Source organism: Actinocorallia sp. API 0066 (assembly GCF_020991275.1).
Classification (GTDB): Bacteria; Actinomycetota; Actinomycetes; order Streptosporangiales; family Streptosporangiaceae; genus Actinocorallia.
Genome location: NZ_JAJLQY010000014.1, coordinates 110,732 through 132,752, shown reverse-complemented (window position 1 = coordinate 132,752; position 22,021 = coordinate 110,732). Strand labels below are relative to the sequence as shown.

20 protein-coding genes are annotated in these 22,021 nt (G+C 71.6%); 12 read left to right on the top strand and 8 right to left on the bottom strand.

Annotated elements, in window-relative coordinates; translation table 11 throughout:
* Window positions 1–602 precede the first annotated feature (602 nt).
* The gene (locus LO762_RS28875) at window positions 603–1,958 is read left to right on the top strand and encodes a DUF6350 family protein (protein WP_230619293.1); all 1,356 of its coding nucleotides are present in this window, start codon (window positions 603–605) and stop codon (window positions 1,956–1,958) included.
* Window positions 1,959–1,998: 40 nt separating this feature from the next.
* Here LO762_RS28875 and LO762_RS28870 read toward each other — a convergent pair whose 3' ends face one another.
* Window positions 1,999–2,433 (bottom strand): hypothetical protein, encoded by a 435-nt coding sequence (locus LO762_RS28870; protein WP_230619292.1) that lies wholly within the window; start codon window positions 2,431–2,433, stop codon window positions 1,999–2,001.
* A gap of 150 nt (window positions 2,434–2,583) precedes the next feature.
* Between LO762_RS28870 and purN the strand changes: the two genes are divergently transcribed.
* The 5 genes from purN (at window position 2,584) to LO762_RS28845 (ending at window position 7,228) form a co-directional block, all read left to right on the top strand.
* Window positions 2,584–3,240 (top strand): phosphoribosylglycinamide formyltransferase, encoded by a 657-nt coding sequence (gene purN, locus LO762_RS28865; protein WP_230619291.1) that lies wholly within the window; start codon window positions 2,584–2,586, stop codon window positions 3,238–3,240.
* The gene (gene purH, locus LO762_RS28860) at window positions 3,237–4,796 is read left to right on the top strand and encodes a bifunctional phosphoribosylaminoimidazolecarboxamide formyltransferase/IMP cyclohydrolase (protein ID WP_230619290.1); all 1,560 of its coding nucleotides are present in this window, start codon (window positions 3,237–3,239) and stop codon (window positions 4,794–4,796) included. Before purN ends, purH begins: the two co-directional genes overlap by 4 nt.
* Window positions 4,797–4,992: 196 nt before the next feature.
* Window positions 4,993–5,157 carry a hypothetical protein gene (locus LO762_RS28855; RefSeq protein WP_230619289.1) on the top strand — a complete coding sequence of 55 codons (165 nt, stop codon included), beginning with the start codon at window positions 4,993–4,995 and terminating at the stop codon, window positions 5,155–5,157.
* Between the two features lie 77 nt (window positions 5,158–5,234).
* On the top strand, window positions 5,235–6,311 hold the full coding sequence (locus LO762_RS28850; RefSeq protein WP_230619288.1) for a DNA glycosylase AlkZ-like family protein: 1,077 nt from the start codon (window positions 5,235–5,237) through the stop codon (window positions 6,309–6,311).
* A 65-nt stretch (window positions 6,312–6,376) separates the two neighbouring features.
* Complete coding sequence (locus LO762_RS28845; RefSeq protein ID WP_230619287.1) at window positions 6,377–7,228, top strand: bifunctional methylenetetrahydrofolate dehydrogenase/methenyltetrahydrofolate cyclohydrolase; 852 nt, start codon at window positions 6,377–6,379, stop codon at window positions 7,226–7,228.
* An 88-nt stretch (window positions 7,229–7,316) separates the two neighbouring features.
* Here the strand turns inward: LO762_RS28845 and LO762_RS28840 are convergent, their stop codons facing one another.
* Window positions 7,317–7,907, bottom strand: a complete 591-nt coding sequence (locus LO762_RS28840) for an FHA domain-containing protein (RefSeq protein ID WP_230619286.1) — start codon at window positions 7,905–7,907, stop codon at window positions 7,317–7,319.
* A 221-nt stretch (window positions 7,908–8,128) separates the two neighbouring features.
* Here LO762_RS28840 and LO762_RS28835 point away from each other — a divergent pair, with 221 nt between their 5' ends.
* A complete protein-coding gene (locus tag LO762_RS28835) occupies window positions 8,129–8,491 on the top strand; it encodes a DUF3017 domain-containing protein (protein WP_230619285.1) in 363 nt (120 codons plus the stop codon).
* Window positions 8,492–8,560: 69 nt separating this feature from the next.
* Here LO762_RS28835 and LO762_RS28830 read toward each other — a convergent pair whose 3' ends face one another.
* Window positions 8,561–9,592: a transposase gene (locus LO762_RS28830; protein WP_230619284.1), complete on the bottom strand. Its 1,032-nt coding sequence runs from the start codon at window positions 9,590–9,592 to the stop codon at window positions 8,561–8,563.
* 235 nt (window positions 9,593–9,827) lie between these two features.
* Between LO762_RS28830 and LO762_RS28825 the strand changes: the two genes are divergently transcribed.
* Both LO762_RS28825 and LO762_RS28820 read left to right on the top strand, forming a co-directional pair.
* Complete coding sequence (locus tag LO762_RS28825) at window positions 9,828–11,045, top strand: NADP-dependent isocitrate dehydrogenase (protein ID WP_230619283.1); 1,218 nt, start codon at window positions 9,828–9,830, stop codon at window positions 11,043–11,045.
* Between the two features lie 218 nt (window positions 11,046–11,263).
* Window positions 11,264–12,253, top strand: coding sequence for a malate dehydrogenase (locus LO762_RS28820; RefSeq protein ID WP_230619282.1), 990 nt, complete (start codon window positions 11,264–11,266; stop codon window positions 12,251–12,253).
* Window positions 12,254–12,332: 79 nt separating this feature from the next.
* Here LO762_RS28820 and LO762_RS28815 read toward each other — a convergent pair whose 3' ends face one another.
* From LO762_RS28815 to LO762_RS28805, 3 genes are all read right to left on the bottom strand, one after another.
* Window positions 12,333–13,706 carry a sugar porter family MFS transporter gene (locus LO762_RS28815; protein ID WP_230619281.1) on the bottom strand — a complete coding sequence of 458 codons (1,374 nt, stop codon included), beginning with the start codon at window positions 13,704–13,706 and terminating at the stop codon, window positions 12,333–12,335.
* Window positions 13,707–13,723: 17 nt separating this feature from the next.
* Window positions 13,724–14,497 carry an SDR family oxidoreductase gene (locus LO762_RS28810; RefSeq protein ID WP_230619280.1) on the bottom strand — a complete coding sequence of 258 codons (774 nt, stop codon included), beginning with the start codon at window positions 14,495–14,497 and terminating at the stop codon, window positions 13,724–13,726.
* A gap of 123 nt (window positions 14,498–14,620) precedes the next feature.
* Window positions 14,621–15,253, bottom strand: a complete 633-nt coding sequence (locus LO762_RS28805) for a maleylpyruvate isomerase family mycothiol-dependent enzyme (protein WP_230619279.1) — start codon at window positions 15,251–15,253, stop codon at window positions 14,621–14,623.
* A gap of 87 nt (window positions 15,254–15,340) precedes the next feature.
* Between LO762_RS28805 and LO762_RS28800 the strand changes: the two genes are divergently transcribed.
* Window positions 15,341–15,778, top strand: a complete 438-nt coding sequence (locus tag LO762_RS28800) for a MarR family winged helix-turn-helix transcriptional regulator (protein ID WP_230619278.1) — start codon at window positions 15,341–15,343, stop codon at window positions 15,776–15,778.
* Window positions 15,779–15,809: 31 nt separating this feature from the next.
* Here the strand turns inward: LO762_RS28800 and LO762_RS33755 are convergent, their stop codons facing one another.
* Window positions 15,810–16,163 carry a hypothetical protein gene (locus tag LO762_RS33755; protein ID WP_230619277.1) on the bottom strand — a complete coding sequence of 118 codons (354 nt, stop codon included), beginning with the start codon at window positions 16,161–16,163 and terminating at the stop codon, window positions 15,810–15,812.
* 289 nt (window positions 16,164–16,452) lie between these two features.
* A complete protein-coding gene (locus LO762_RS28790) occupies window positions 16,453–17,649 on the bottom strand; it encodes an FxsB family cyclophane-forming radical SAM/SPASM peptide maturase (protein ID WP_230619276.1) in 1,197 nt (398 codons plus the stop codon).
* Between the two features lie 197 nt (window positions 17,650–17,846).
* Between LO762_RS28790 and LO762_RS28785 the strand changes: the two genes are divergently transcribed.
* A complete protein-coding gene (locus LO762_RS28785; protein WP_230619275.1) occupies window positions 17,847–18,002 on the top strand; it encodes a hypothetical protein in 156 nt (51 codons plus the stop codon).
* Between the two features lie 82 nt (window positions 18,003–18,084).
* Window positions 18,085–22,005, top strand: coding sequence for a tetratricopeptide repeat protein (locus tag LO762_RS28780; protein WP_230619274.1), 3,921 nt, complete (start codon window positions 18,085–18,087; stop codon window positions 22,003–22,005).
* The last annotated feature ends 16 nt before the right edge of the window (window positions 22,006–22,021 follow it).

Sequence of the window (22,021 nt, the reverse complement as noted above, 5' to 3'; positions counted from 1 at the left end):
GTGCCGACACGGGCTGCCGCCCGGACGGTGCTGTCAGCATTGACGCCATGAGCAACGCCGAGCAGCCCGGACGCAGGCTCCGTGTCGTCCGCGACGGGGAGACCGCACCCCCCGCCGAGGCCGCCCCCCCACCCCCGTCCCGCCCCGGCACCCCCGAGGACGCCGAGACCCGAGGCACCCGCCCGGCCCGCCGTTCCCCCGGCGTGCCGGAAGGCGGCGGCGGTACACGGGCGTCTCGTCGTGGGACGTCCGGTGGTGCGGGACACGAGGATGACTCCGAAGGCCGCGCCTCGCGCCCGGCCCGTCGTTCCTCCGGCGTGACGGAAGGCGGCGGCACGCGGGCGGGCCGTCGTGGGACGTCGGGTGGCGCGGGGCACGAGGATGACTCCGAAGGCGGAGGTGCGCGTCCGGCCCGTCGTTCTCCCGGTGTGGCGGAAGAGGGTGGCGGTGTGCGGGCGGGCCGCCGTGGGGCGTCGGGTGGTGTGGGGCGCGAGGGCGATGCCGAAGGGCGCGGTGTGCGTCCGGCGCGTCAGGGGGTGGCTGGTGGGGTGGGGGGCTCGGAGGAGGGCGAGGTTGGGCGGGGGAGGGGGGCGCGGGTCGGGGTGGCGCCGGCGCGGCCGTTGGCGGTGACGGGGATGGTGGCGGCGGCGTGGTCGGTGGCGTTGGGGCTTGTGGTGTTGACGACGGTGACGTTGGCGGGGTGGGCGACGGCGCCGCATGACACGGGCATCGGGGACGGGCTGCCCGGAGTGTTCCGGTTCGCGGTGAACTTCTGGCTGGTGGCGCACCACGCGGGGTTCGACGCGGAGGTGGGCCGGGTCGGGCTGCTGCCGTTGGGGCTGACGCTGCTGCCCGCGGCGCTGCTGTACCGCAGCGGTGGGTGGATCATCCGGGCGGCCGAGTCACGGTACCGGCAGCGGATCGGGGTGCTGCAGGTGGCGCTCCTGCTCGCGGCGCCCTACGCGACGTTCGCCGTCGCGCTGGCGCTGATCGCACGGATGCCCAACCTTCAGCCGTCGCCTTGGCAGGCGTTCATCGCCGCCTTCACGCTCGCCGTCCTTGCGGGCGGCCTGGGTGCGGCGAGGGCGATCTCGGCGTCACGCGGGAGGGTGCGGTCGGGGGTGGGCGCGCTGCTGCGGCTGCTGCCCGACCGGCCGCGCTCGGTCGTGACGGGCGTGCTGGGGGCGCTCGCGGTGCTCGTCGCGGCGGGCGCGATCCTCGTTGGCGCGTCGCTCGCCGTCAACCACCGGGAGGCGGCCGACCTGTACACGATGCTCGCGCCGGGCAGGCCGGGCGGGGCGCTGCTGCTGCTCGTCGAGCTGCTGTACCTGCCGAACGCGGTGATCTGGGGTGTGTCGTTCGCGGTCGGCCCCGGCTTCGCGGTGGGCGCGGGCACGAGCGTGTCGCCGACCGGTGTGTTCCTGGGGGCGCTGCCGACGTTCCCGCCGCTGGCCGCGCTGCCCGAGCCGGGGCCCGCGCCCGTCGTCTCGCTGGTGGCGCTGCTCGCGCCGTTCGTCGCGGGGATCGTCGGCGGGGCGCTGACGGTCAGGTCGTTCCCGAGCACCGTCTACGAGGCGGCGCCGCTGTGGGGGTTCCTGTCGGGGGCGCTCACCGGCGCCGTCATGACGGGCCTCGCCGCGCTCTCGGGCGGCCCGCTCGGCGACGGCCGGATGGCCACGATGGGCCCGTCCGCGTGGCGGGTGGGGCTGCTCACGGCCCTGGAGGTGGGCCTGGCGGCGGCGTGCGCCGCGTGGATCGTCAACTGGTGGATGTTCCGGGAGCGCAGGCCGCGCCGACGGCGCCGCGACCCGGAACCCGAGTACCTCTACGACGACGAGCCAGACGACGACGAGGAGCCGCCGCCCGCGCCCGTCCCGGAACCGCCCAAACCGCGCCGCCCGGCCGACGACCCCTTCGCCTTCGTCGAGTCCGAACCGATCCTGCGCCGCCGCGACTGACGGCCCCCGACCGAACACGGGCGGCGCAGGGGGGACGGCTCTACAGGTATCTGTCCCAGGGCATGTCCTTAAGGGAGCCCTCGGGGAGGTTGAAGGTCGATTCGAGTTTTTTCTCGATCTTCGGGGTCCAGATGTCGCGGCAGTTCTGCTCGTCGGTCTTGGTGTTGGCGACGGTCTGGCATTCGGCGAGGCCCTGGACCTCCGACCAGACGACGGCCGCGAGCGTTAGGGACAGTGCGGAGAACAGGACGGCGGCGCCGCCCATGATCGCGCCGCCGATGGTGCCGGGGGTCTTCTCGCCCTTGTTGGCGCGGCGGGTCCGGACGGCGACGACGATGGCCGCGATGCCCAGGCCGAGGCCGAGCGGCGGGAACCAGATCATGGTCACCAGGGCGCCGAGGCCCAGCCAGAGGACTCGCAGGCCGGCCCGGCTCCGCGTCTCGGGGGTGGTCGGGCCCTTGCCCTGCTCGTTCACCGGTTGATTCCTCCTGGTTCCGCGCGGCCTTCCACAGCCGCTGTCATGGGTCTTCCGGGCGGAAGATAGGCTTCGACGGGCGGAGTCGCTCCGCCCTGGTCGGGGACGAAGCCCCGTGACCTGTAACGTTCTTCCGTCAGGAGAGTTCCGTTGACCGCCCGGCTCGTCGTTCTCGTCTCCGGTGCGGGGACGAATCTTCAAGCGCTGCTCGACGCGTGCGCGGATCCAGCTTATGGGGCCCGGGTGGTTGCCGTGGGCGCCGACCGCTCCGGCGTCGCCGGACTGGACCGGGCGGACAAGGCGGACATCCCGTCGTTCGTCGAGCGGATCTCCGACCACCCCTCCCGGGACGCCTGGGACGCCGCGCTGACGGCCGCCGTCGCCGCGCACGAGCCGGACCTTGTGGTCTCGGCGGGGTTCATGAAGATCCTCGGCCCCCGGTTCCTCGACCGGTTCACCGTCGTCAACACGCATCCGGCGCTGCTTCCGGCGTTCCCGGGCGCGCACGCCGTCCGGGACGCGCTGGCGCACGGCGTCAAGGTCACCGGCTGCACCGTGCACTTTGTGGACGCGGGCGTGGACACCGGCCCGATCATCGCCCAGGAGGCGGTGAAGGTCGGCTGGCACGACGACGAGGAGTCGCTGCACGAGAAGATCAAGCAGGTCGAGCGGCGGCTGGTCGTCGACGTGGTCGGCAGGCTCGCCCGCAACGGGTGGACGTTCCGTGACGAACGCCACGTGTCCATGAAATGTCAGGTGTGCGCCCCGGTGGGTGCCGAGGAGAACGAGAAGGGGTCCCAGCCGTGAGCCGGATCGCCATCAAGCGGGCGCTGGTCAGCGTCTACGACAAGACCGGCCTTGAGGAGCTGGCGCGCGGCCTGCACGAGGCGGGCGTGCGGCTGGTGTCGACCGGGTCGACGGCGGGCCGGATCGCGGCGGCCGGCGTGCCGGTCACCAAGGTGGAGGAGCTGACGGGGTTCCCCGAGTGCCTGGACGGCCGGGTGAAGACGCTGCATCCGCGCGTCCACGCCGGGATCCTGGCGGACCGGCGGCTGCCCGAGCACGTCGCGCAGCTCGGCGAGCTGGGCGTCGAGCCGTTCGACCTGGTGGTGGTGAACCTGTACCCGTTCACGCAGACCGTCGCGTCGGGCGCCTCGCCGGACGAGTGTGTGGAGCAGATCGACATCGGCGGGCCGAGCATGGTCCGGGCCGCCGCCAAGAACCACCCGTCGGTGGCCGTGGTGACGTCGCCGGAGGCGTACGGCGCGGTGCTGGAGGCCGTCGCTGAGGGCGGGTTCACCCTGCCGCAGCGTAAGCGGCTCGCCGCGGAGGCGTTCGCGCACACCGCCGCCTACGACGTCGCCGTCGCGTCCTGGTTCGCCTCGTCCTACGCGCCCGACGACACGGCCGCCGAGACGGGCTGGCCGGACTTCACCGGCACCGCCGCCACCCGCAAGGCCGTCCTGCGGTACGGGGAGAACCCGCACCAGAGGGCTGCGCTCTACACGACGGGAGGAGGCGGCCTCGCGGGAGCCGAGCAGCTGCACGGCAAGGAGATGTCCTACAACAACTACGTGGACACCGACGCTGCCCGCCGCTCCGCCTACGACTTCACCGAGCCGGCCGTCGCGATCATCAAGCACGCCAACCCGTGCGGGGTCGCGGTCGGCGCGGACGTCGCCGAGGCGCACCGCAAGGCGCACGCCTGCGACCCGGTGTCGGCGTTCGGCGGGGTGATCGCCGCGAACCGGCCGGTCACCGCCGAGATGGCGCGGCAGGTCGCCGAGGTGTTCACCGAGGTCGTCGTCGCGCCGGGCTTTGAGGATGAGGCACTGGAGATCCTCAGGGGCAAGAAGAACATCAGGCTGCTGATCGCCGAGGACCTGCCGCGTGCGGCCCGTCCGGAGCTGCGCCAGATCAGCGGTGGCCTGCTGCTGCAGCACGCCGACCTCGTCGCCGAGACGGGTGACGACGCGGCCTCCTGGGAGCTGAAGGCGGGCCCGGCGGGGACGCCCGAGCAGCTCGCCGACCTCCAGTTCGCGTGGAAGGCGATCCGCGCGGTCAAGTCGAACGCGATCCTTCTGGCTTCGGGTGGCGCTTCCGTCGGCGTCGGCATGGGTCAGGTGAACCGGGTCGACTCGTGCCGTCTCGCGGTGTCCCGGGCGGGGGAGCGGGCGGTGGGCTCGGTCGCGGCCTCGGACGCGTTCTTCCCGTTCGCGGACGGCCCGGAGATCCTCATCGAGGGGGGCGTCAAGGCGATCGTGGAGCCGGGGGGCTCGATCCGTGACGAGGAGGTCATCAAGGCGTGTGAGGCGGCGGGGGTCACGCTGTACTTCACGGGTACCCGGCACTTCTTCCACTAGTTCCGCTTCGCTCCGCGGGTCTCGCACCCGGGTGGGTGCCTGCCCCTGGAGTGGGGGATGAGGGCCGTCAAAAGGGGTCCGGGGTCGGTGTTCGCGCCGGGTCCGGGCCTCTTTGCTGGGGCGGCGTTGGTGGTCATGGGGTGGGATTGGGTAGCCTCTGCCCTTGTCTTGACGGTCACGAGGTCGGGGGATTGCCGTGGACTTGGTCATGGGGCTGATGCTGGAGGGCTCGCTCTGGTTCACCGACGGGCGCGAGGTGCTCGGGCTCGGGGCGGGCTTCGCCGCGGCGATGCTGGCCGGGCAGGCGGGCTGGAAGGCGACGGACTGGCTGATGAGCCGCCGCGCCGACCCCGAAGGGTAAGGAACACCCCAACCAACCTGGGCAAATCAGGACATAAGGCACGGGTTGGGCGGTTCTGTCGGGGAAACACCCCGCATATGGACGAAGAGAAACTGAGGGCCTTCTGGGCGGCCCGCCAGGGACTCGACGGGTCGCTGGAAGGCGCCGCCCCCGCCGAGGTGCTGGCACAGACGGGCTGGGCCCGGTCCGTCGGGGGATTCAACCCCTACCTCACGATCTACAGCAGATCCGGCACCGGCCGCCACGGCACCGACAACGCCGTCGCCGACGGCCGCATCTGCGAGATCCGCACCGCGCGCGGCCGCACCTACGTGCTCCCCGAGGAGGACTACGGGCTCGGCCTGCGCATGGCCACACCCGCCGCCCGCGCCGAGGTCGACGCCTGCGACGCGCGCGGCGTCGCGCACCAGACACTCGACCAGCTCATCACGCTCGTGCAGGACGCGATGACCGACGAACCCGTCGAAGCCGCCGCGCTCGACCTGCACGGCCTGCTCCCACCCGGCGAGGCCGGCCGGATCGCGCTCGGCGCCGCGCTCGCCCTGCTGGAGGCGTCGGGCGAGATCAAACGCGTCCCGCTCGAAGGCCGCCTCGACCGCAGACGGCACGGCTACGTCCGCTGGACGCCGCCGCCCGTCCCCGAGTCCACCGAGGCCCGCACCGCGCTCGCCGAGCACTACTGGCGCTGGATCGGCGTCGCCTCACTCGCGAACTTCCGCTGGTTCTCCGGCCTGTCCGAGGACGCCGCGCGCGGCGCCGTCGCCCCGCTCGACCTGCACCCGCAGGTGGACGGCGACCTGCTCATCCAGGACGTCGACGAGTTCGGCGACTTCGCCCAGCCGCTCGGGCCGTCCTACGCGCTCGTCAGCGCCCTGGACGGCCTCCACCACCTGCGGCACGACCTCAAGGGCGTGCTCGACCCCGAGCACGGCGACCTGCGCGGCCTGCCCGCCCAGGCGATCATCGACCGGGGCCGCCTCATCGGCTTCTGGGACTACGACCCCGACCGGGGCGAGATCGTCTGGACCACCTGGACCAGGCCCGACGACGAACTCGTCGCGATCATCGACAGGGCCGCCGCCTTCCTACGCGACGACCTCGGTGACGTCCGAGGCACCACGCCCGACAGCGCCCGGCCGCCCGCCCTCGCCTGACCCGCCGCCCCGTTCGGCCCACCGCACCGCCGCTGGGAGAATGGGGCGACGCAGCGAGGAGAGCAATGAGCGCACAGATTCTGGACGGCAAGGCCACGGCCGCCGAGATCAAGGCGGACCTCACCAAGAGGGTCGCCGCCCTGGCCGACCGGGGGGTCTCGGTCGGTCTCGGCACGGTCCTGGTGGGCGACGACCCCGGCAGCCACGCGTACGTGAACATGAAACACCGCGACTGCGCCGAGGTCGGCATCACCTCGATCCGCCGCGACCTGCCCGCCGACGCCACCCAGGAGCAGGTCGAGGCCGCCGTCGCGGAACTCAACGCCGACCCGTCCTGCACCGGCTACATCGTGCAGCTCCCGCTGCCCAAGGGCCTGGACGAGCAGCGCGTTCTCGAACTGATCGACCCGGCCAAGGACGCCGACGGCCTCCACCCGATCAACCTGGGCCGGCTCGTCATGCTGAAGGACGCGCCGCTGCCGTGCACGCCGAAGGGCATCGTGGCGCTGCTGCGCCGCTTCGACGTGCCGCTGAACGGCGCCGAGGTCGTCGTCATCGGGCGCGGCCTCACCGTCGGCAGGCCGCTCGGCCTGCTGCTGACCCGGCGCAGCGAGAACGCGACGGTCACGCTCTGCCACACCGGCACCCGCGACCTCGTCCGGCACACCCGGCGCGCCGACATCATCGTCGCCGCCGCCGGCGTCCCCGGGCTCATCACCGCGGACATGGTGAAGCCCGGCGCGGCCGTCCTCGACGTCGGCGTGTCCCGCGTCGACGGCAAGCTCGCCGGCGACGTGTCGTTCGCCGTCTCCGAGGTCGCCGGATGGGTCGCGCCCAACCCCGGCGGTGTCGGCCCGATGACCCGCGCGATGCTGCTGGCGAACGTCGTGGAGTCCGCCGAGGCCGCGGCGCGCTAGGCCGTCGCGGCAGCCCAGCCGACCCCGCTGTCGGCTGGGCACGCGTCCGGTTCCGGTCAGCTGTCCCGCGCTCGCGCGCGGGCCTCCCTCAGCTGGCCCGACGGGTGACGGGGGTCCGCGCGGCGATGCCCGGTCGGCGCGGCTCCGGGGGGACGGGCAGGGGCTGCCGCTGCGGCGGTATCTGGACCGTCGGCAGCGGGCGCACCAGGCCCATGGCGATGACCTCGTTGGCGAGGCGGGTGCGGCGGTTGATGCCCTCGGGGATGCGGAACTTCTGGTACAGGCGCAGCAGGTGCTGCTTGACCGCCGCCTCCGTCACGACGAGTTCCAGCGCGATGTCCTTGGCCGCGGCCGGGGCGACGAACGCCTCGTCCGACAGCGCGGGACGGCACAGCGCCGTCAGCACGTCGAGTTCCCTCCGGGTGAGCTCAGGGGCTGGCGCCCTGCGCAGTTCGGTCTCCGGATCGACCTCCTCTCGGGGGATGCCCCCCAGTCTGCCTCGGGCGGTGCCGAAGCTGATCACGTCTCCGTCTTCGAGGACCCTGCGAGCGATGGGACGTCCGTTGACCCTGGTTCCGGTGCGCGACAGGCCCATGTCCACCACGTAGACGTAGGGCCCGCGCCGGATGATCTCCGCGTGCAGCCGTGCCACGCTCGGATCGTCCAGGCGGATGTCCACCCCCCTTCCTCTGCCGACCGTCGTGACGTCGGGGCGAAGCGGCACTACCGCGCCGCTCTCCTCGATGCGTATGAACGGCCCCTCCACTGTGGTTCCTCCCACTCAGTTAGCGACCCCTGTCGTCGGGGTTACCCGGCGTCGGGTGGGTCACACGACCTACTCGTGGGTAGCACTTTGGCCGGAGCGGGGTTTGCCGTGGCGGCGGCTAAAATCAGTGGGTGATGTCAGGCGAACGCCGCGAGCCCCGGGCCGCGAGCCGCACGGGGGGCGGGCGACGCCGTCGCACGGCCCCCAAGGCGAAGGACCGGCCCTCCCTCGGCGCGGCACTCCGGGCGCAGGGCGCCTACCTCGTCGTCGCGGGGGGCGTGCTCCTGGGCCTGGCGACGGCCTGGCAGAACTTCCGCGCGGGCGCCTACGTGATGGCCGCCGCCCTCCTCCTCGGAGCCGCCCTGCGCCTCACCCTCCCCTCCGACCGCCTGGGCTTCCTCGTCACCCGCAAGAAGCCCACAGACGTCCTCACCCTGGTCGCCCTGGGCACGGGCCTGGCGATCCTCGCCTTCCTGGCCCCCAGAGCCGCCACCTAGCCCGAACCAAGAGGTGAGGTTCTTTTGGCGTCCGTCCCGGCGGGAAGGCCGGAACTCCTCCCACATCGCTCATGCGATGCTCCGGTGGGTTCCTGCTTCATAGCGCCGCGCCGGGCCGTGGCCCGGTCTTATCGGTGCTCCACAGGCGTTGAGTCTGTCCGCCCGCCCGGCGGCCAGGATGTTCTTCGCCGCGTTCATGTCACGGTCATGGGTCGATCCGCAGTTCCCACAGGTCCATTCCCGGACGCGCAAAGGCTTGGGTCCGTCTTTCACGCCGCATGAGGAGCAGGTCTGCGAAGTGGGGGTGAATCTGCCGACTCGCGCGAAGTACCGACCATGGCGTGCGGCCTTGTACTCGAGCATCCGAAGGAACTGAGACCAGCCCGCGTCGTACACGGACTTGGCGAGCCGGGTTCGGGCCAGACCCGTGACGCACAGGTCTTCCACGTACACCGCTTGGTTCTCGCGGATGAGGCGTGTGGAGAGCTGATGCGCGTGGTCTCGGCGGAGGTCCGCCACCCTCGCGTGGATCTTTGATACCCGCACCCGTGCCTTGGCCCGGTTCCTGCTTCCCTTGGCTTTGCGTGACAGGGCTTTCTGTGCTTTCACGAGCCGCCGTTCGGCTCGCCGCAGCAGGCGCGGATTGTCGATGACCGTGCCGTCCGAGCAGACGGCGAACGACGCCAGCCCCAGGTCGATTCCGATCTCCGCGTCCACGGGGGACGCTGGGGTGCCCGGGCACTGGACGACGAATGAGGCGTGGTAGCGGCCGGAAGCGTCCCTGATGACGGTGACCGACGACGGCGGCGAGGGGAGAGCCCGTGACCAGCGGACCTCGATGTCGCCGATCTTGGCCACGTACAGGCGGCCGTCCGGCCGGATCAGGAACCCGTTGCGCGTCAGCCGGATCGCCTGACGGCTGGCCTTGCGCGACCGATACCGGGGCGGAGCGACCTTGATGTACGGCAGACCGGCCTTGCGGGCCTCCTGCCGTGCACGCAGGCCGTCGTTGAACACCACGCGTGCGCATCCGAACGCCTTGGCCAAGGCGGACTGCTGGCCGGGCGTCGGATAGAGCCTGAAGCTGTAGCGCAACTGCACACGCGTGAATCTAACATCTGGTGCATGTTTGGTGACTTGCTGGAAGGATTGGCGGCGGCTTCGCCGTGGGAGTTCGGGAGCACGCGGCGGGTCCCAGGAAGCCCTCCAGCGTTGGAGGTTTTGTCAAGTAAAGAAAACCGGGGGTGGCGGTCTAGACCTGTGAGGGGGCTCGGATACGCTCGCCAGTGAGCCTTACAAGGGACCGCAGGGGCGAGGAAAGGGAAAGCCACCAGCCATGCCCAAGATCAAAGTAGAAGGTCCCGTCGTTGAACTCGACGGCGACGAGATGACCCGGATCATCTGGCAGTTCATCAAGGACAGCCTGATCCTGCCTTACCTCGATGTCGACCTGAAGTACTACGACCTCGGTATCGAGCACCGCGACGCCACGGACGACCAGGTCACCATCGACGCCGCCAACGCCATCAAGCAGTACGGCGTCGGCGTCAAGTGCGCCACCATCACCCCCGACGAGGCGCGCGTCGAGGAGTTCGGCCTCAAGAAGATGTGGCGTTCCCCCAATGGAACGATCCGCAACATTCTCGGCGGTGTGGTGTTCCGCGAGCCGATCGTCGTGCAGACGATTCCGCGGCTGGTGCCCGGCTGGACCCAGCCGATCATCATCGGCCGGCACGCGCACGGCGACCAGTACCGCGCCACCGACTTCGTCGTCCCCGGCCCCGGCACCGTGACGATCTCCTACGTGCCCGAGGACGGCTCCCAGCCGATCGAGCTCGAGGTCGCCAAGTTCCCCGGCGGCGGCGTCGCCATGGGCATGTACAACTTCGACGACTCGATCCGGGACTTCGCGCGCGCGACCATGCGGTACGCGCTCGACCGGAAGTTCCCGCTGTACATGTCGACGAAGAACACGATCCTGAAGGCGTACGACGGCCGCTTCAAGGACCTGTTCCAGGAGATCTTCGAGGCCGAGTTCAAGGCCGAGTTCGACGCCGCGGGCATCACCTACGAGCACCGGCTCATCGACGACATGGTCGCCGCCGCGCTCAAGTGGGAGGGCGGTTTTGTCTGGGCCACCAAGAACTACGACGGCGACGTCCAGTCCGACATCGTGGCGCAGGGCTTCGGCTCGCTGGGCCTGATGACGTCGGTCCTGATGACGCCGGACGGGAGGACCGTCGAGGCCGAGGCCGCGCACGGCACCGTCACCCGGCACTACCGCCAGCACCAGGCGGGCAAGCCGACCTCGACGAACCCGATCGCGTCGATCTTCGCGTGGACCCGTGGCCTCGCCCACCGGGGCAAGCTCGACGGCACCCCGGCCGTCACCGAGTTCGCGACCAAGCTCGAAGAGGTCTGCATCGAAACGGTCGAATCCGGACAGATGACCAAGGACCTGGCTCTCCTGGTCGGCGGCGACACCCCGTGGCTGACGACCGAGGAGTTCCTGCACGCCCTGGACGTCAACCTCCAGAAGAAGATCGCGCAGTAACTCCCCTCGGTGGGCCCGCCCTCGGCACGGGAGGGCGGTCCGCACCGGGAACCTCTTGGGCGCGGGCTCCGGGCGATCCTCGGGGCCGCGCCCGTCGTATGTCCAAGGTCGTGCACCTCACCGGGGGTGCGCGGCCTTGATCGTGGAGGCGCGCGATAGCCTGGCGGGTGCAGTATCTCGATACCGAGAGATCCCGCCCATCTTGGAGTGATCGCGCAATGACTCGCACCCCTGTCAACGTCACGGTGACCGGCGCCGCAGGCCAGATCGGCTACGCCCTGCTGTTCCGCATCGCCTCCGGCCAGCTGCTCGGCGCGGACGTGCCCGTCAAGCTGCGCCTCCTGGAGATTCCCCAGGCCGTCAAGGCGGCCGAGGGCACCGCGATGGAGCTGGACGACTGCGCCTTCCCGCTGCTCGCGGGCATCGACATCTTCGACAACCCGACCGAGGGCTTCGCGGGCGCGAACGTGGCGCTGCTCGTCGGCGCCCGGCCCCGCACCAAGGGCATGGAGCGCGGCGACCTGCTGGAGGCCAACGGCGGCATCTTCGGCCCGCAGGGCAAGGCCATCAACGAGGGCGCGGCCGACGACATCCGGGTGCTGGTCGTGGGCAACCCGGCCAACACGAACGCGCTGATCGCGGCCGCCGCGGCCCCCGACGTACCGGCCTCGCGGTTCACCGCGATGACCCGTCTTGACCACAACCGGGCACTGTCCCAGCTGTCCACCAAGACCGGCGTTCCGGTCACCGAGCTGAAGAAGCTGACGATCTGGGGCAACCACTCCGCGACCCAGTACCCGGACATCTTCCACGCCGAGGTGGCGGGCAAGAACGCGGCCGAGCTGATCAACGACGAGAAGTGGCTGGCCGAGGACTTCATCCCGACCGTCGCCAAGCGCGGCGCGGCGATCATCGAGGCGCGTGGCGCGTCGTCGGCCGCGTCCGCCGCGAACGCCGCGATCGACCACGTGTACGACTGGGTCAACGGCACCCCGGAGGGTGACTGGACGTCGGCCGCGATCCCGTCGGACGGCTCCTACGGCGTGCCCGAGGGCATCATCTCCTCGTTCCCGGTGACCTCCGAGAACGGCGAGTGGAAGATCGTCCAGGGCCTGGAGGTCAACGAGTTCTCGCGGACCCGGATCGACGCCTCGGTCGCCGAGCTGGTCGAGGAGCGCGACGCCGTCAAGGGGCTCGGCCTCATCTGACGCTGAGGTCGGCCGCGGGCCCCGGTTCCCTCGTGGACCGGGGCCCGCCTTCATGCGACGGCCCTGGCGCCCGGATGGGCTAGGACGCCTCCGAGATGGCCTCCAGCGACCTGCCCTTCGTCTCGGCCACCCTGCGGCGGACGAAGAAGAAGGACAGCGCGGCGAAAGCCGCGTAGATCAGGTACGTCGCCGGAAGGCTCCACGCGCTGAGCGTCGGGAAGGTGAGCGTCACCAGCCAGTTCGTCAGCCACTGGGTCGCGGTGGCGACGCTCATGGCGGCGGCCCTGATGCTCAACGGGAACATCTCGCCCAGCAGCACCCAGACGACCGCGCCCCACGACAGCGCGAAGAAGAGGACGAAGAAGCTGGCGCCCACGAGTGCGACAAGGCCCCAGCCGAAGGGCAGCACACCCCCGTCGGCCTGATGGGAGAACGCGTAAGCCGTCACCGCCAAGGCGACGGCCATCCCTGCGGAGCCCGTCATGAGGAGGGGGCGGCGGCCGAGTTTGTCCACCAGGGAGATCGCGATGAACGTGCCGATCAGGTTGATCACCGAGGTGAAGAGGCTCAGCAGCAGCGAGGAGCTCTCCTCGACGCCGACGGACTCCCAGAGCGTCGCGGAGTAGTAGAAGATCACGTTGATGCCGCACAGCTGCTGGAGCGCGCACAGGCCGATGCCCGTCCAGACGATCGGGAGGAGCAGGTGCGGGCCGCGCAGGTCGCCCAGCTTCGACGTCACCTCGCCGCCGAGCGCCCTGCGGGTGTCCGCGACGTGTTCGGCCGGGTCGCCGCCCTCGGTCTTGGCGAAGACGCTCCGGGCGGCGTCGTCCCGGCCGACCCGCACCAGGTACCGGGGCGATTCGGGCATGACGGTGCTGAGCCACAGGTAGAGGGCGGCGGGCAGCAGGTTCACGAGGAACATCCACTGCCACGTCTGGAGCGGCCCGAGGTGCCCGGCGGAGCCGCCGCCCGCCATCGCCAGCGCGTAGTTGACGAGCTGCGACATGACGATGCCGAGCACGACGGCGAGCTGTTGGAGCGAGGCGAGGCGGCCCCGGAAGGCGGCGGGCGCGATCTCGCCGATGTAGGTCGGCGCGATGACGGACGCCATGCCGATCGCGACGCCGCCCATGAGCCGCCAGAACGCGAGGTCCCAGATGCTGAACGGCACGGCCGAGGCGATCGCGGTGATGGCGAACAGCACACCCGCGACGCGCATCGCGCCGAGCCGTCCGAGCCGGTCGGCTGTCGCACCCGCGATGGCCGCGCCTATGGCCGCGCCAGGCAAGTCGGCTGCCACGACGAACCCGGTCATGCCGGGGCTCGACGGGAACCTGTGCTCGATACCTGCTATCGCGCCGTTGATGACGGCGCTGTCGTAGCCGAACAGGAAGCCGCCCATCGCGGCGGCTGCCGCGTAGGCCGTCACCCGGGCCAGGCGGGCGTCGTGCATGGGGTCCCCTTCGGACGTCAGGCGATCGAGGCGCCGCCGTCGACGTTCAGGGCGACACCCGTCACGTACGAGGCGAGCGGCGAGCAGAGCCAGAGCGCGGCCTGTGCCTGCTCCTCGGGGGTGGCGAGACGGCGTAGGGGGATGCGTTCGATAAGCGCGCGGGCGGCCGCCGGGTCTTCGGCCATCTGCCGCTCGACGGCGGGGGTGAGCGTGCGGCCGGGGCTGAGCGCGTTGACGCGGATGCCGTCCTGCGCGTACCTGAGCGCGGCCGCCATGGTGAGGCCGAGGACGCCGGACTTGGCGGCGACCCAAGGCGACAGGCCGCCTTGCACGTTGAGCCTGGGCGAGGCGGCGGTGTTGACGATCGCGCCTCCGTCGCCCTGCTTGCGCATCTGCTCGATCTCGTGCGCGAGCGCCGACCTGACGCCCTCAAGGCCGACGCCCATGACCTGGTTCCAGCGGTCGGGGCCGCACTCCTGTCCCGGCTGCGCGGGCGAGCCGAGGCCCGCGTTGTTGACGGCCCAGTCCAGCCGCCCGTAGTGGTCGACGACGGCGGCGACGAGCAGGTGCACGTCCTCGTCCACGGCGGCGTCGGCGGCGACGAACACGGCGGTGCCTCCGGCCTCGTGGATGAGCGCGACGGTGCGGCGCCCCTCGTGGTCGTCGATGTCGCCGACGACGACCTTGCCCCCGGCCGCCGCGAACGCGAGCGCCATGGCCCGTCCGATGCCGCGCGCCGCCCCGGTGATGAGCCCTGCCCGGCCGTCCAGCACCCGTCCGCTACCGGTCACCGGCACCCCTCCCTGTCAGGAGAGTGCTCACCCCACCCGGCCACCCGAAAACGCGCACGGTGACCAACGTGTGGCAAATCCCGCGCGCCCGTCCCGGACCCCCGTCGCGGGACGGGCGCGGGTTCAGCGGACGGCGAGGGTGGTGACGCCGGGGCCGGTGAGGCGGGGCAGGGCGGCGGGGCGGCCGGAGACGAGCAGGAGGAGGGCCGCGATAGGACCTTCGACCAAGGCGCCCTCGCCTGCGCTCCACTTGATGTCGGTGGCCTGGAGGCGGAGCCCTGTGAGGTGTTTGCGGGCGTGGAAGGGGGAGCCCATCCGGTAGATGACTTCGGCGGACTGGCGGGCGGCTGCCAGCGGCATCGGCCTGTCGAGGCCCAGGGGGAGGGCTATGTCCTGGCCGTGGATGAGGACGTCGAGGAGGGCGTAAGAGAGCTTCTGGCCTGGGGCGAGCCGTCGCGATCCGACGGCGCCCCGGAGCGTCGCCACGAGTTCGTGCGGTGGCCTGCGCGCGTCGCGGCGGGCGGTGGCGTCGACGAACCTGTTGAAGTTCCCGCGCGCCCTGGCGACGTCGAGGAGCACCCGGGGCAGGCGCGCGGTGGGCCCGGCGCCCAGGTGCGCGGCGACCTCGCGGACGGTCCAGCCCGCGCACAGCGACGGCGCGGCCCACTGCGCCGGCGTGAGGGTGGCCAGGAGGACGGCGAGGGAGGCGCGCTCCCCGTCGATCACCTTCCACTGTTCGGCTTCGGTGAGTCGCACGGGCCTTCCTCCACGGCTAGAATCAGTGAGTGTCTCTGTCTAAATTAGGCAGAGGTTCTTACTATCGTCAAGCCTGTGGGGTGTGCCGTGCCGGACGAGATCGGCCTCGGGGTGCTGCTGTTCGTCCCGTACCGGGAGATGGAGCGGCGTGTGTTCGCCGCGCTGGCCGAAGCCGGACACGAGCTGACGCCCGCGCAGGCCCGGCTGCTCGCGCGGATCGCCGACGACGGGTCGCGCGTCACCGACCTGGCCGAATCCGCCCAGATCACCAAGCAGACCGCCGGGTACCTCGTGGACCAACTGGAGCGCGCGGGCTACGTCGAACGCGTCCTGGACCCGACCGACGCGCGCGCCCGCCTGGTCCGCTTCACCGCGCGCGCCGAGGCGGCCCGCCCCGTCGCGGACGCCGCCACCGCAGCCGTCGAGGCCGAATGGCTGGCCCACCTGGGCCCGCGCCGCTACACCGCCCTCCGGGACGCCCTCACCCGCCTCCGCCCCATCACCGACCCCTACCTCGACTCCTAGAGCCGCGCCGGGCGGTGTGTGGCTCGGGGCGTCAGCCGGGGGCGGGGTGGGTTCTGGGGCGGGGGAGGGGTTCGCCGAGGTCGGCGTGGTGGGTGGCGCTGAGGGTGTGCGTGACGGAGGGGCCCAGGGCGCGGTGGACGGCGGGTTCGTGGCGGGCGTAGCGGAGCTGTTCGGTGCGCGGGGCGGCCGGGGGCGTCCAGCGGACCAGGACGGGCGTGGGTTCGTCCCTGATGTCCAGCGCGTACAGGGCGTACCGGCAGACGCTGTAGGGGAAGCGCGCGAGGAAGGCAGCCTCCTCCACCTCGGGCGGGTCCACCCTGACGACCACGTGGCCCTCACCCTCCTCCACCCGGAACACGACGTAAGGCGCCTCCCCTTCAAGCACCGCTCTAACTGCCTCACCAAATTGGGGTTCCTGGAACACGGCACCGCTCACGGCAGCGCCCTCCTTCCTGCCGACCCTGCGCCCCCGCCCGTCCGGACGCCGCGCGCTCTTCCCGCCCACTCTCCAGGGCGCCACCAGCAGATTCGCACGTCCCCCGCCCCCACGTCCGAGAATTCCATAACAGGTAAGCGCCCTCTCACCCGACAATCCGCAACATAAAGGACAACCCCCACCCCCCGCACGCCCCCGTCCCCATCGGGCCACCCCCGAGCGCGGTCCCGGCCTGTTGTCAGGAGGCTGTGTCGCGTAGGGCGGAGACGTCGGCTTCGAGGCGGAGGCGGATTCCCTGGATGAGGGCGTAGAGGTCGCGGCAGTAGACCGTTGGGTTGAGGAAGCCGGTGTCGGGGTGGTAGCGGTGGGCGTAGTGGCCGCCGCCGCAGACGGACACGACGGGGCAGTGGCGGCATTCTGGGGCTAGGCCGGTGACGCCGAGTTGGCGGGCCACCATGGGGGGCTGGGCCAGCGCGGCGTCGATCGGATGGGTGTGGACGTTGCCCACCAGGTCGGCGGCGCCCGCGTAGGCGGTCTTGAGGGCGTCGCTCTGGCGGAAGGAGCCGTCCGTCTCGATCACCAGGTAGCGCAGCGGGGCGGAGCCGAGGCTCTCCAGCCGGGCCGGACGGCCCAGGAGGAGCCGCAGGATCTCCTCGAACGAGCGCACCCGGGTCTCCCGGACGGGCGCGTCGTACCACCGCGCGAAGACGCGCAGCAGCCAGTCCGCGTACGGGGTGCCGGGGCCGGCGCCCGGCGGCGGCGCCGACCAGTTCGCGTGCGGGAGCAGGAAGTCCACCGACGGCGGCGCGAACTCCAGCAGCGCCTCGTAGGTTTCGAGCGGGTCGTTGCGGAGATCGACGGTGCACAGGACGCCGTTGAAGATCGCGGCGTGCTCGCCGTCGCGCAGCCGGAGCAGGTTCCGCCGGACGACCGCGTGGCTGCCCCCGCCGTCCTTGCCCCTGCGGTGCCTGTCGTGCGCTTCGGCGGTGCCGTCGACGCTGACGCCCACCCGCACGCCGAGTCCGGCGAGCCCGGCCGTCATGGCGGCGGTGAGCATCCGCCCGTTGGTCTGGACGCCGAACCGGGTGAGGACCCCCGGCCCGACCTCGCGCCGCACGCTCGCGACCGCCTCGCCGATGAGGTCGAGCCCGGCCAGCAGCGGTTCACCACCGTGGAAGATGACCCCCACCTGGTCCAGGCGGTGCCGCCGGGCGTGCTCGCCGACGCGTCGCGCCGCCCGGTCGATCGTCTCGGAGTCCATCCGCGGCGGCTGGTCACGCCAGCTCTGGTCGACGCTCTCATACATGTAGCAGTAGGCGCAGGCCAGATCACACCGGCTGTGGATCTTGTAGACGAAGGTGCGCAGCGGGCTCGGCCGCCACCCGGACGCGGTCAGCGCGGCGACGTCGAGCCCGTAGGGCCACATCGGTTCCATCGCCGCGGCCTCCCCCCGGAGAGGCGGATTCCCCGACGGTGGCGCCGTCGGCGTGTCGCCCGCTCAACGTGAGTATCGTCCGCCTCGGAAAACGGGTCAAGAGAACGCGGCGCCGGAATTGCTGAGGGCCGCCGTCGGCCGATTATCCTGTGCCACCGGACACGTCTTCGGCCTTCCCTCCCCGGTATGCTCAATGCATGTCCCAGCCCCTGGTTGATATCTCGGGTGTCCATCCAGCGGCCGCCGACCGGCTTCCGGGTAATGTGCTCGGCCATCTGGTGCGGGCGATTCTCGCGGGCCTTGACGACACCGAAACAGAGTCCTTCATCTCTTTCGATGACACTGCCAACTGAAAGGTCCGGCCGAGGACGGGCGGGCGCCGCCGCGCGGTTATATGCTGGTGCCGACGTGCCGGGCGGTCGAAGCGGAGTCTGCATGGCTGACAGAGCGGGTGCGGGCCGGGTGACGGTCTTCTGCGCGGAGGTCAAGGGTGTCGGCCGCACGACGTCGCTGGCGGGCGCCGCCGCGCGTCTCGCCCGGTCGACCGAGACGGACGTGCTCATCGTGCAGATGGCCGGGCGGGGCGGGGAGCTGGAGCCGGGCGCCGACGTGGCGGCCCTCTTCGACGTCGAGGGCCCCGTGGACGTGGCCGAGCTGGCGCTGTGGAGCGCGCCGGGGGGCCGGGCGACGCTCCGCCGTGTGGTGGTCCCGGCGGGGTCCGTGCCCGCCTCTCTCGACGGGTGGCGGCGACGCTACGGGCACATTCTCATTGACGCGCCGCCCGTTTATGACCTGAGGGTTCTCGATGATTTCCTGGAGTGGGCCGACACGCTCGCGGTGTGCTCGATCCTTAAACCGTGGGAAACGGCCTTCGGCCTCCTGCGGGAAGCCGCCGAAGCGGCGGAGCGGGCGGCCGGAAACGTCGCCGTGGTCGCGGTGTGGACGGGTATCGAACCGTTGGGCGCGCACGATCTTCAGGCGGCGATCGAGAACACCCGGCGCGCGCTCCGTGCCGCGCGCGTGTCCGAATCCGATTTCCGGAACGGCGGAACACGGGTTTCGCGGGTGCTGCAAATACCGTTCGTGCCCGAGTTGGGTTTGCGGGTGGGCTCGTCCTTCCTCCTGTTGACCGGGCATTACGAGGAACTCGCCGACGCGCTCCGGCCTTCGGGGCCGTCCGCTTCCGTCGTCCACCTCGTCCACGGGCCGAGGCACCGGCTGTGGGCCGAGTGGATCAGGGACGTCCTCGGGTACACCGACTGCCCGGCCACGCTCTATGACATGGACGGCTACGTCCGGTCGCATCCCGGCACCGCGCACCGGGTCGTGGTGTTGGCGCCGGGACGGGCGCCGGGCCTGTCGTTCGCCGGGCTGCCCGCCGCGTCCCTGCTGTTCCTGGTCGACGATCCGGTGGTTCCGGCGGCACTCGCCCATCTGACGACGGTCGACCTCATCGGCCTGGATCCGCAGGACGCCGTCGTCAGGATCAAGGCGGCGTTGGGCGCTTCGGCGGTCGCGGAGGCGCCGGACACCCCGCCGCCGCCACGGCCGCCGGACGGCGGGTTCCTGCCGGACCGCGACCCCTACTTCACCGGCCGCGACGAGCTGCTGGAGGACCTGGACCAGGCGCTCGCCGAAGGCTCGGTGGCGCTCACCGGGCCGCGCGGCTGCGGCAAGAGCGGTGTCGCCGCCGAGTACTGCCACCGGTACGGCGGCGGCTACCGGGGCGTCTGGTGGGTGGACGCCGTGGAGACAGGCTCGCTGCTCCAGGGCCTGGTCCGGTTCCACCAGCGGTTGCGGGCCGGCGACGGCGACGACGGGACGCCCGGCCCGGTGGCCGCGCCCAACCGGTCGAACACGGGGGAGCACATCGTCAGGCGTCTGTCGCAGGGTGACGACGGGACCTTCGACGACGTCGTCAGGCTGCTCGGCGCGGTGTGCCGGGAGATGGGCGGGGCCGACGAGGACGGCAGGCGCTGGCTGATGGTCCTGGACGGGCTTGACTGCGTGCCCGTGCCGGACGGCGAGGAGCGGGCGCATCTCGTGACGAGGGCGCTGAGGCAGGGGGACGGGCTCGTCCTCGTCACCACGGCGGAGGAACCGGCGCCGCCCCTGCCCCGGATCGCCCTGGGGGCGCTGCCCACGCGGGACGCGGCCGCCTTCGTGCGCGGCGGGCTGCCCACGCTGTCGGAGCGGGAGGCCGTCCAGGTCGCCGAGGTCGTGGACAACATGCCGCTGGCCCTCAGTTTCGCCATCTCCTATCTGCGTGAGGAGACCCTCAAGGAGAAGCTCGGGGTTCCGCAGCACCAGGACTCTCCGAAGCGCGCCGCTGGCACTGCGGCGCGCTCCTTTGTCGACGGCGCCGCGGTGCGCCGTTTTGTCCGCGATTTCGGTGTCCGCAAGGGGGATGTCTCGGGCCGTGAGCAGCCGCTCCTGCAGACGCTGCTCACCCTCATCTGGGAGAACCTGCCCAACCATCCGGACCTGATCCCCTGGCTGCGCGGTACGGGGTGGACGAACCCGTTCCAACTGCTTGAGTTCTGCGTCCTGCTGGGAGGGTCGGGGGGCGTCACGACGGCTCTGCTGCGGGCCCCCGAGTTCCAGCGTGTCCTGGTCCGCGACATCAGGGAGGGGACCGACGTCAGGGAGTCGCGGAGCTTCCGCAGCGGGCGGCCCTTCTCGCCGCTGGATTCCCTCAACCCCCTGGAGTCCCTCGATCTCGGCGCGGCGTCGCGTGAGCGGGAGGATGTTCTGGGCGAGGACCAGATCTTCCTCAGTGACCCGCTGGTGGTGGACGCGGTGGTCTGGCTGTTCGCCCGGTACGGCCTGCTCAAGGTGGAGACCGGACAGCTGAAGGAGGCCGACCGGAGCGAGGGCGGCCATCGACGTGACGACGCCCTGCCGATCCGCGTTCACCCGGCCGTCCGCGCGAAGGTGATGGCCGAGATGAAGGAGTCCCGGCTCAACCGGCTGCGCGAGCTGCTCGGCAGGGCGGTCGGGAACCCCACGCCCGTCGTCCGCGCGGGCCAGGCTCCGCCCGCCGAGGTCCTCGCGCGGATCTGGAGCCTGCGGATGTGGGAGGACAAGAAGTCCGCCTGGACCCGTGGCTGGCTGTTGGAGCGGATCTACGAGCTGGCGCACGCCGACGACGAGGTGTCCGCGCGCAGCGCGCTGCGCCTGGGGGGGCTGCTCGCGGACGAGTGGAAGCCGAAACCGGGCGCGCGGCCGCTCCCGGAGTACCTGCGGCTGCTGAACCACATGGCTCAGGCGCACCGCGTGCTGGGGGACCGCGAGGATCTCAGCAGCGCGCTGACGGCCTATCACGAGCAGCGGCGCTGGTTCGGCAGGGACACCCCCCGGACGCTGTTGAGCGCGGGTTTCTACGCTCGGGCCCTGCGCCTCAACGGGGATCTGCGGAGGTCGCGCACGATCTCCGCCGACGTCATGCGGCGCCTGGGTGAACTCCTCGGGCCCGACCATCCGGTGACCGTCCAGTGCGAGCACAACCACGCGCTGGGCGAGCTGGTTTCCGGCTACCCGCAGGAGGCGCTGGACATCGTCCTGCCGCGCCGTGCCTTCCTGCTCGCCACCCGGCGCGGCGACGACCCCCAGACGCTGCGGTTCACGCTGATGCTCGCGGCGATCCACCGGGAGATGGGCCGCCACGGTGCTTCGGCGAGCCTGCTCAAGGAGATGCGGTACGCCGTGTCGTCATGGCCTCGGTCCGCGCTGCCGTTCCTGCGCCAGGCCGAGTCGGGGATCGCCATCACCGAGCGCCGCGAGGGCAGGCCGGAGGAGGCGCTGGAGCGTGACCGGGAACTGTTCGACGAGCGGGTGGCGCGGCGTGGCGCCGACGCGTTCCACAAGCTGAGTTCCAGCGCGAACATCACCGCCGACCTCCTGGAGCTCGGCCGCTACGAGGAGGCGCTCGAACAGGCCGAGTGGACGGCGGAACACCTGAGGTTCAGCACGTCGCATCATGTGGTCCAGTTGCCCCGGCTGCATCGGGCCGCCGCCCGCCGTGGGATCGGGGAGACCGAGCGGGCCCGGTCGGAGGCGCGGCTCGCGCTGGAGGCGTTGGTCCGTGCCCTGCCGCCACGCAACACGTGGATTGCGGCGGCGCGGGTGTGTCTCGCCAACGCCCTCGCCGCCGGGGGTTCCCCGGAGTCCCTGGACAAGGCGCGGCTGTTGGAGGGTGAGGCGTTGGAGACCTACCGTGTCCTGTATCCGGCCGGGCATCCGCACATCGTCAGGATCGAGCGGAACATGGCGCTGACGCGGGCCGCGCTGGAGGGCGACGACACCGGTGACCACCGGGAGCGGCGGGAACTCGACATCGAGCTGATCGGAATCTGAGGCCGGCGAAGGGCTG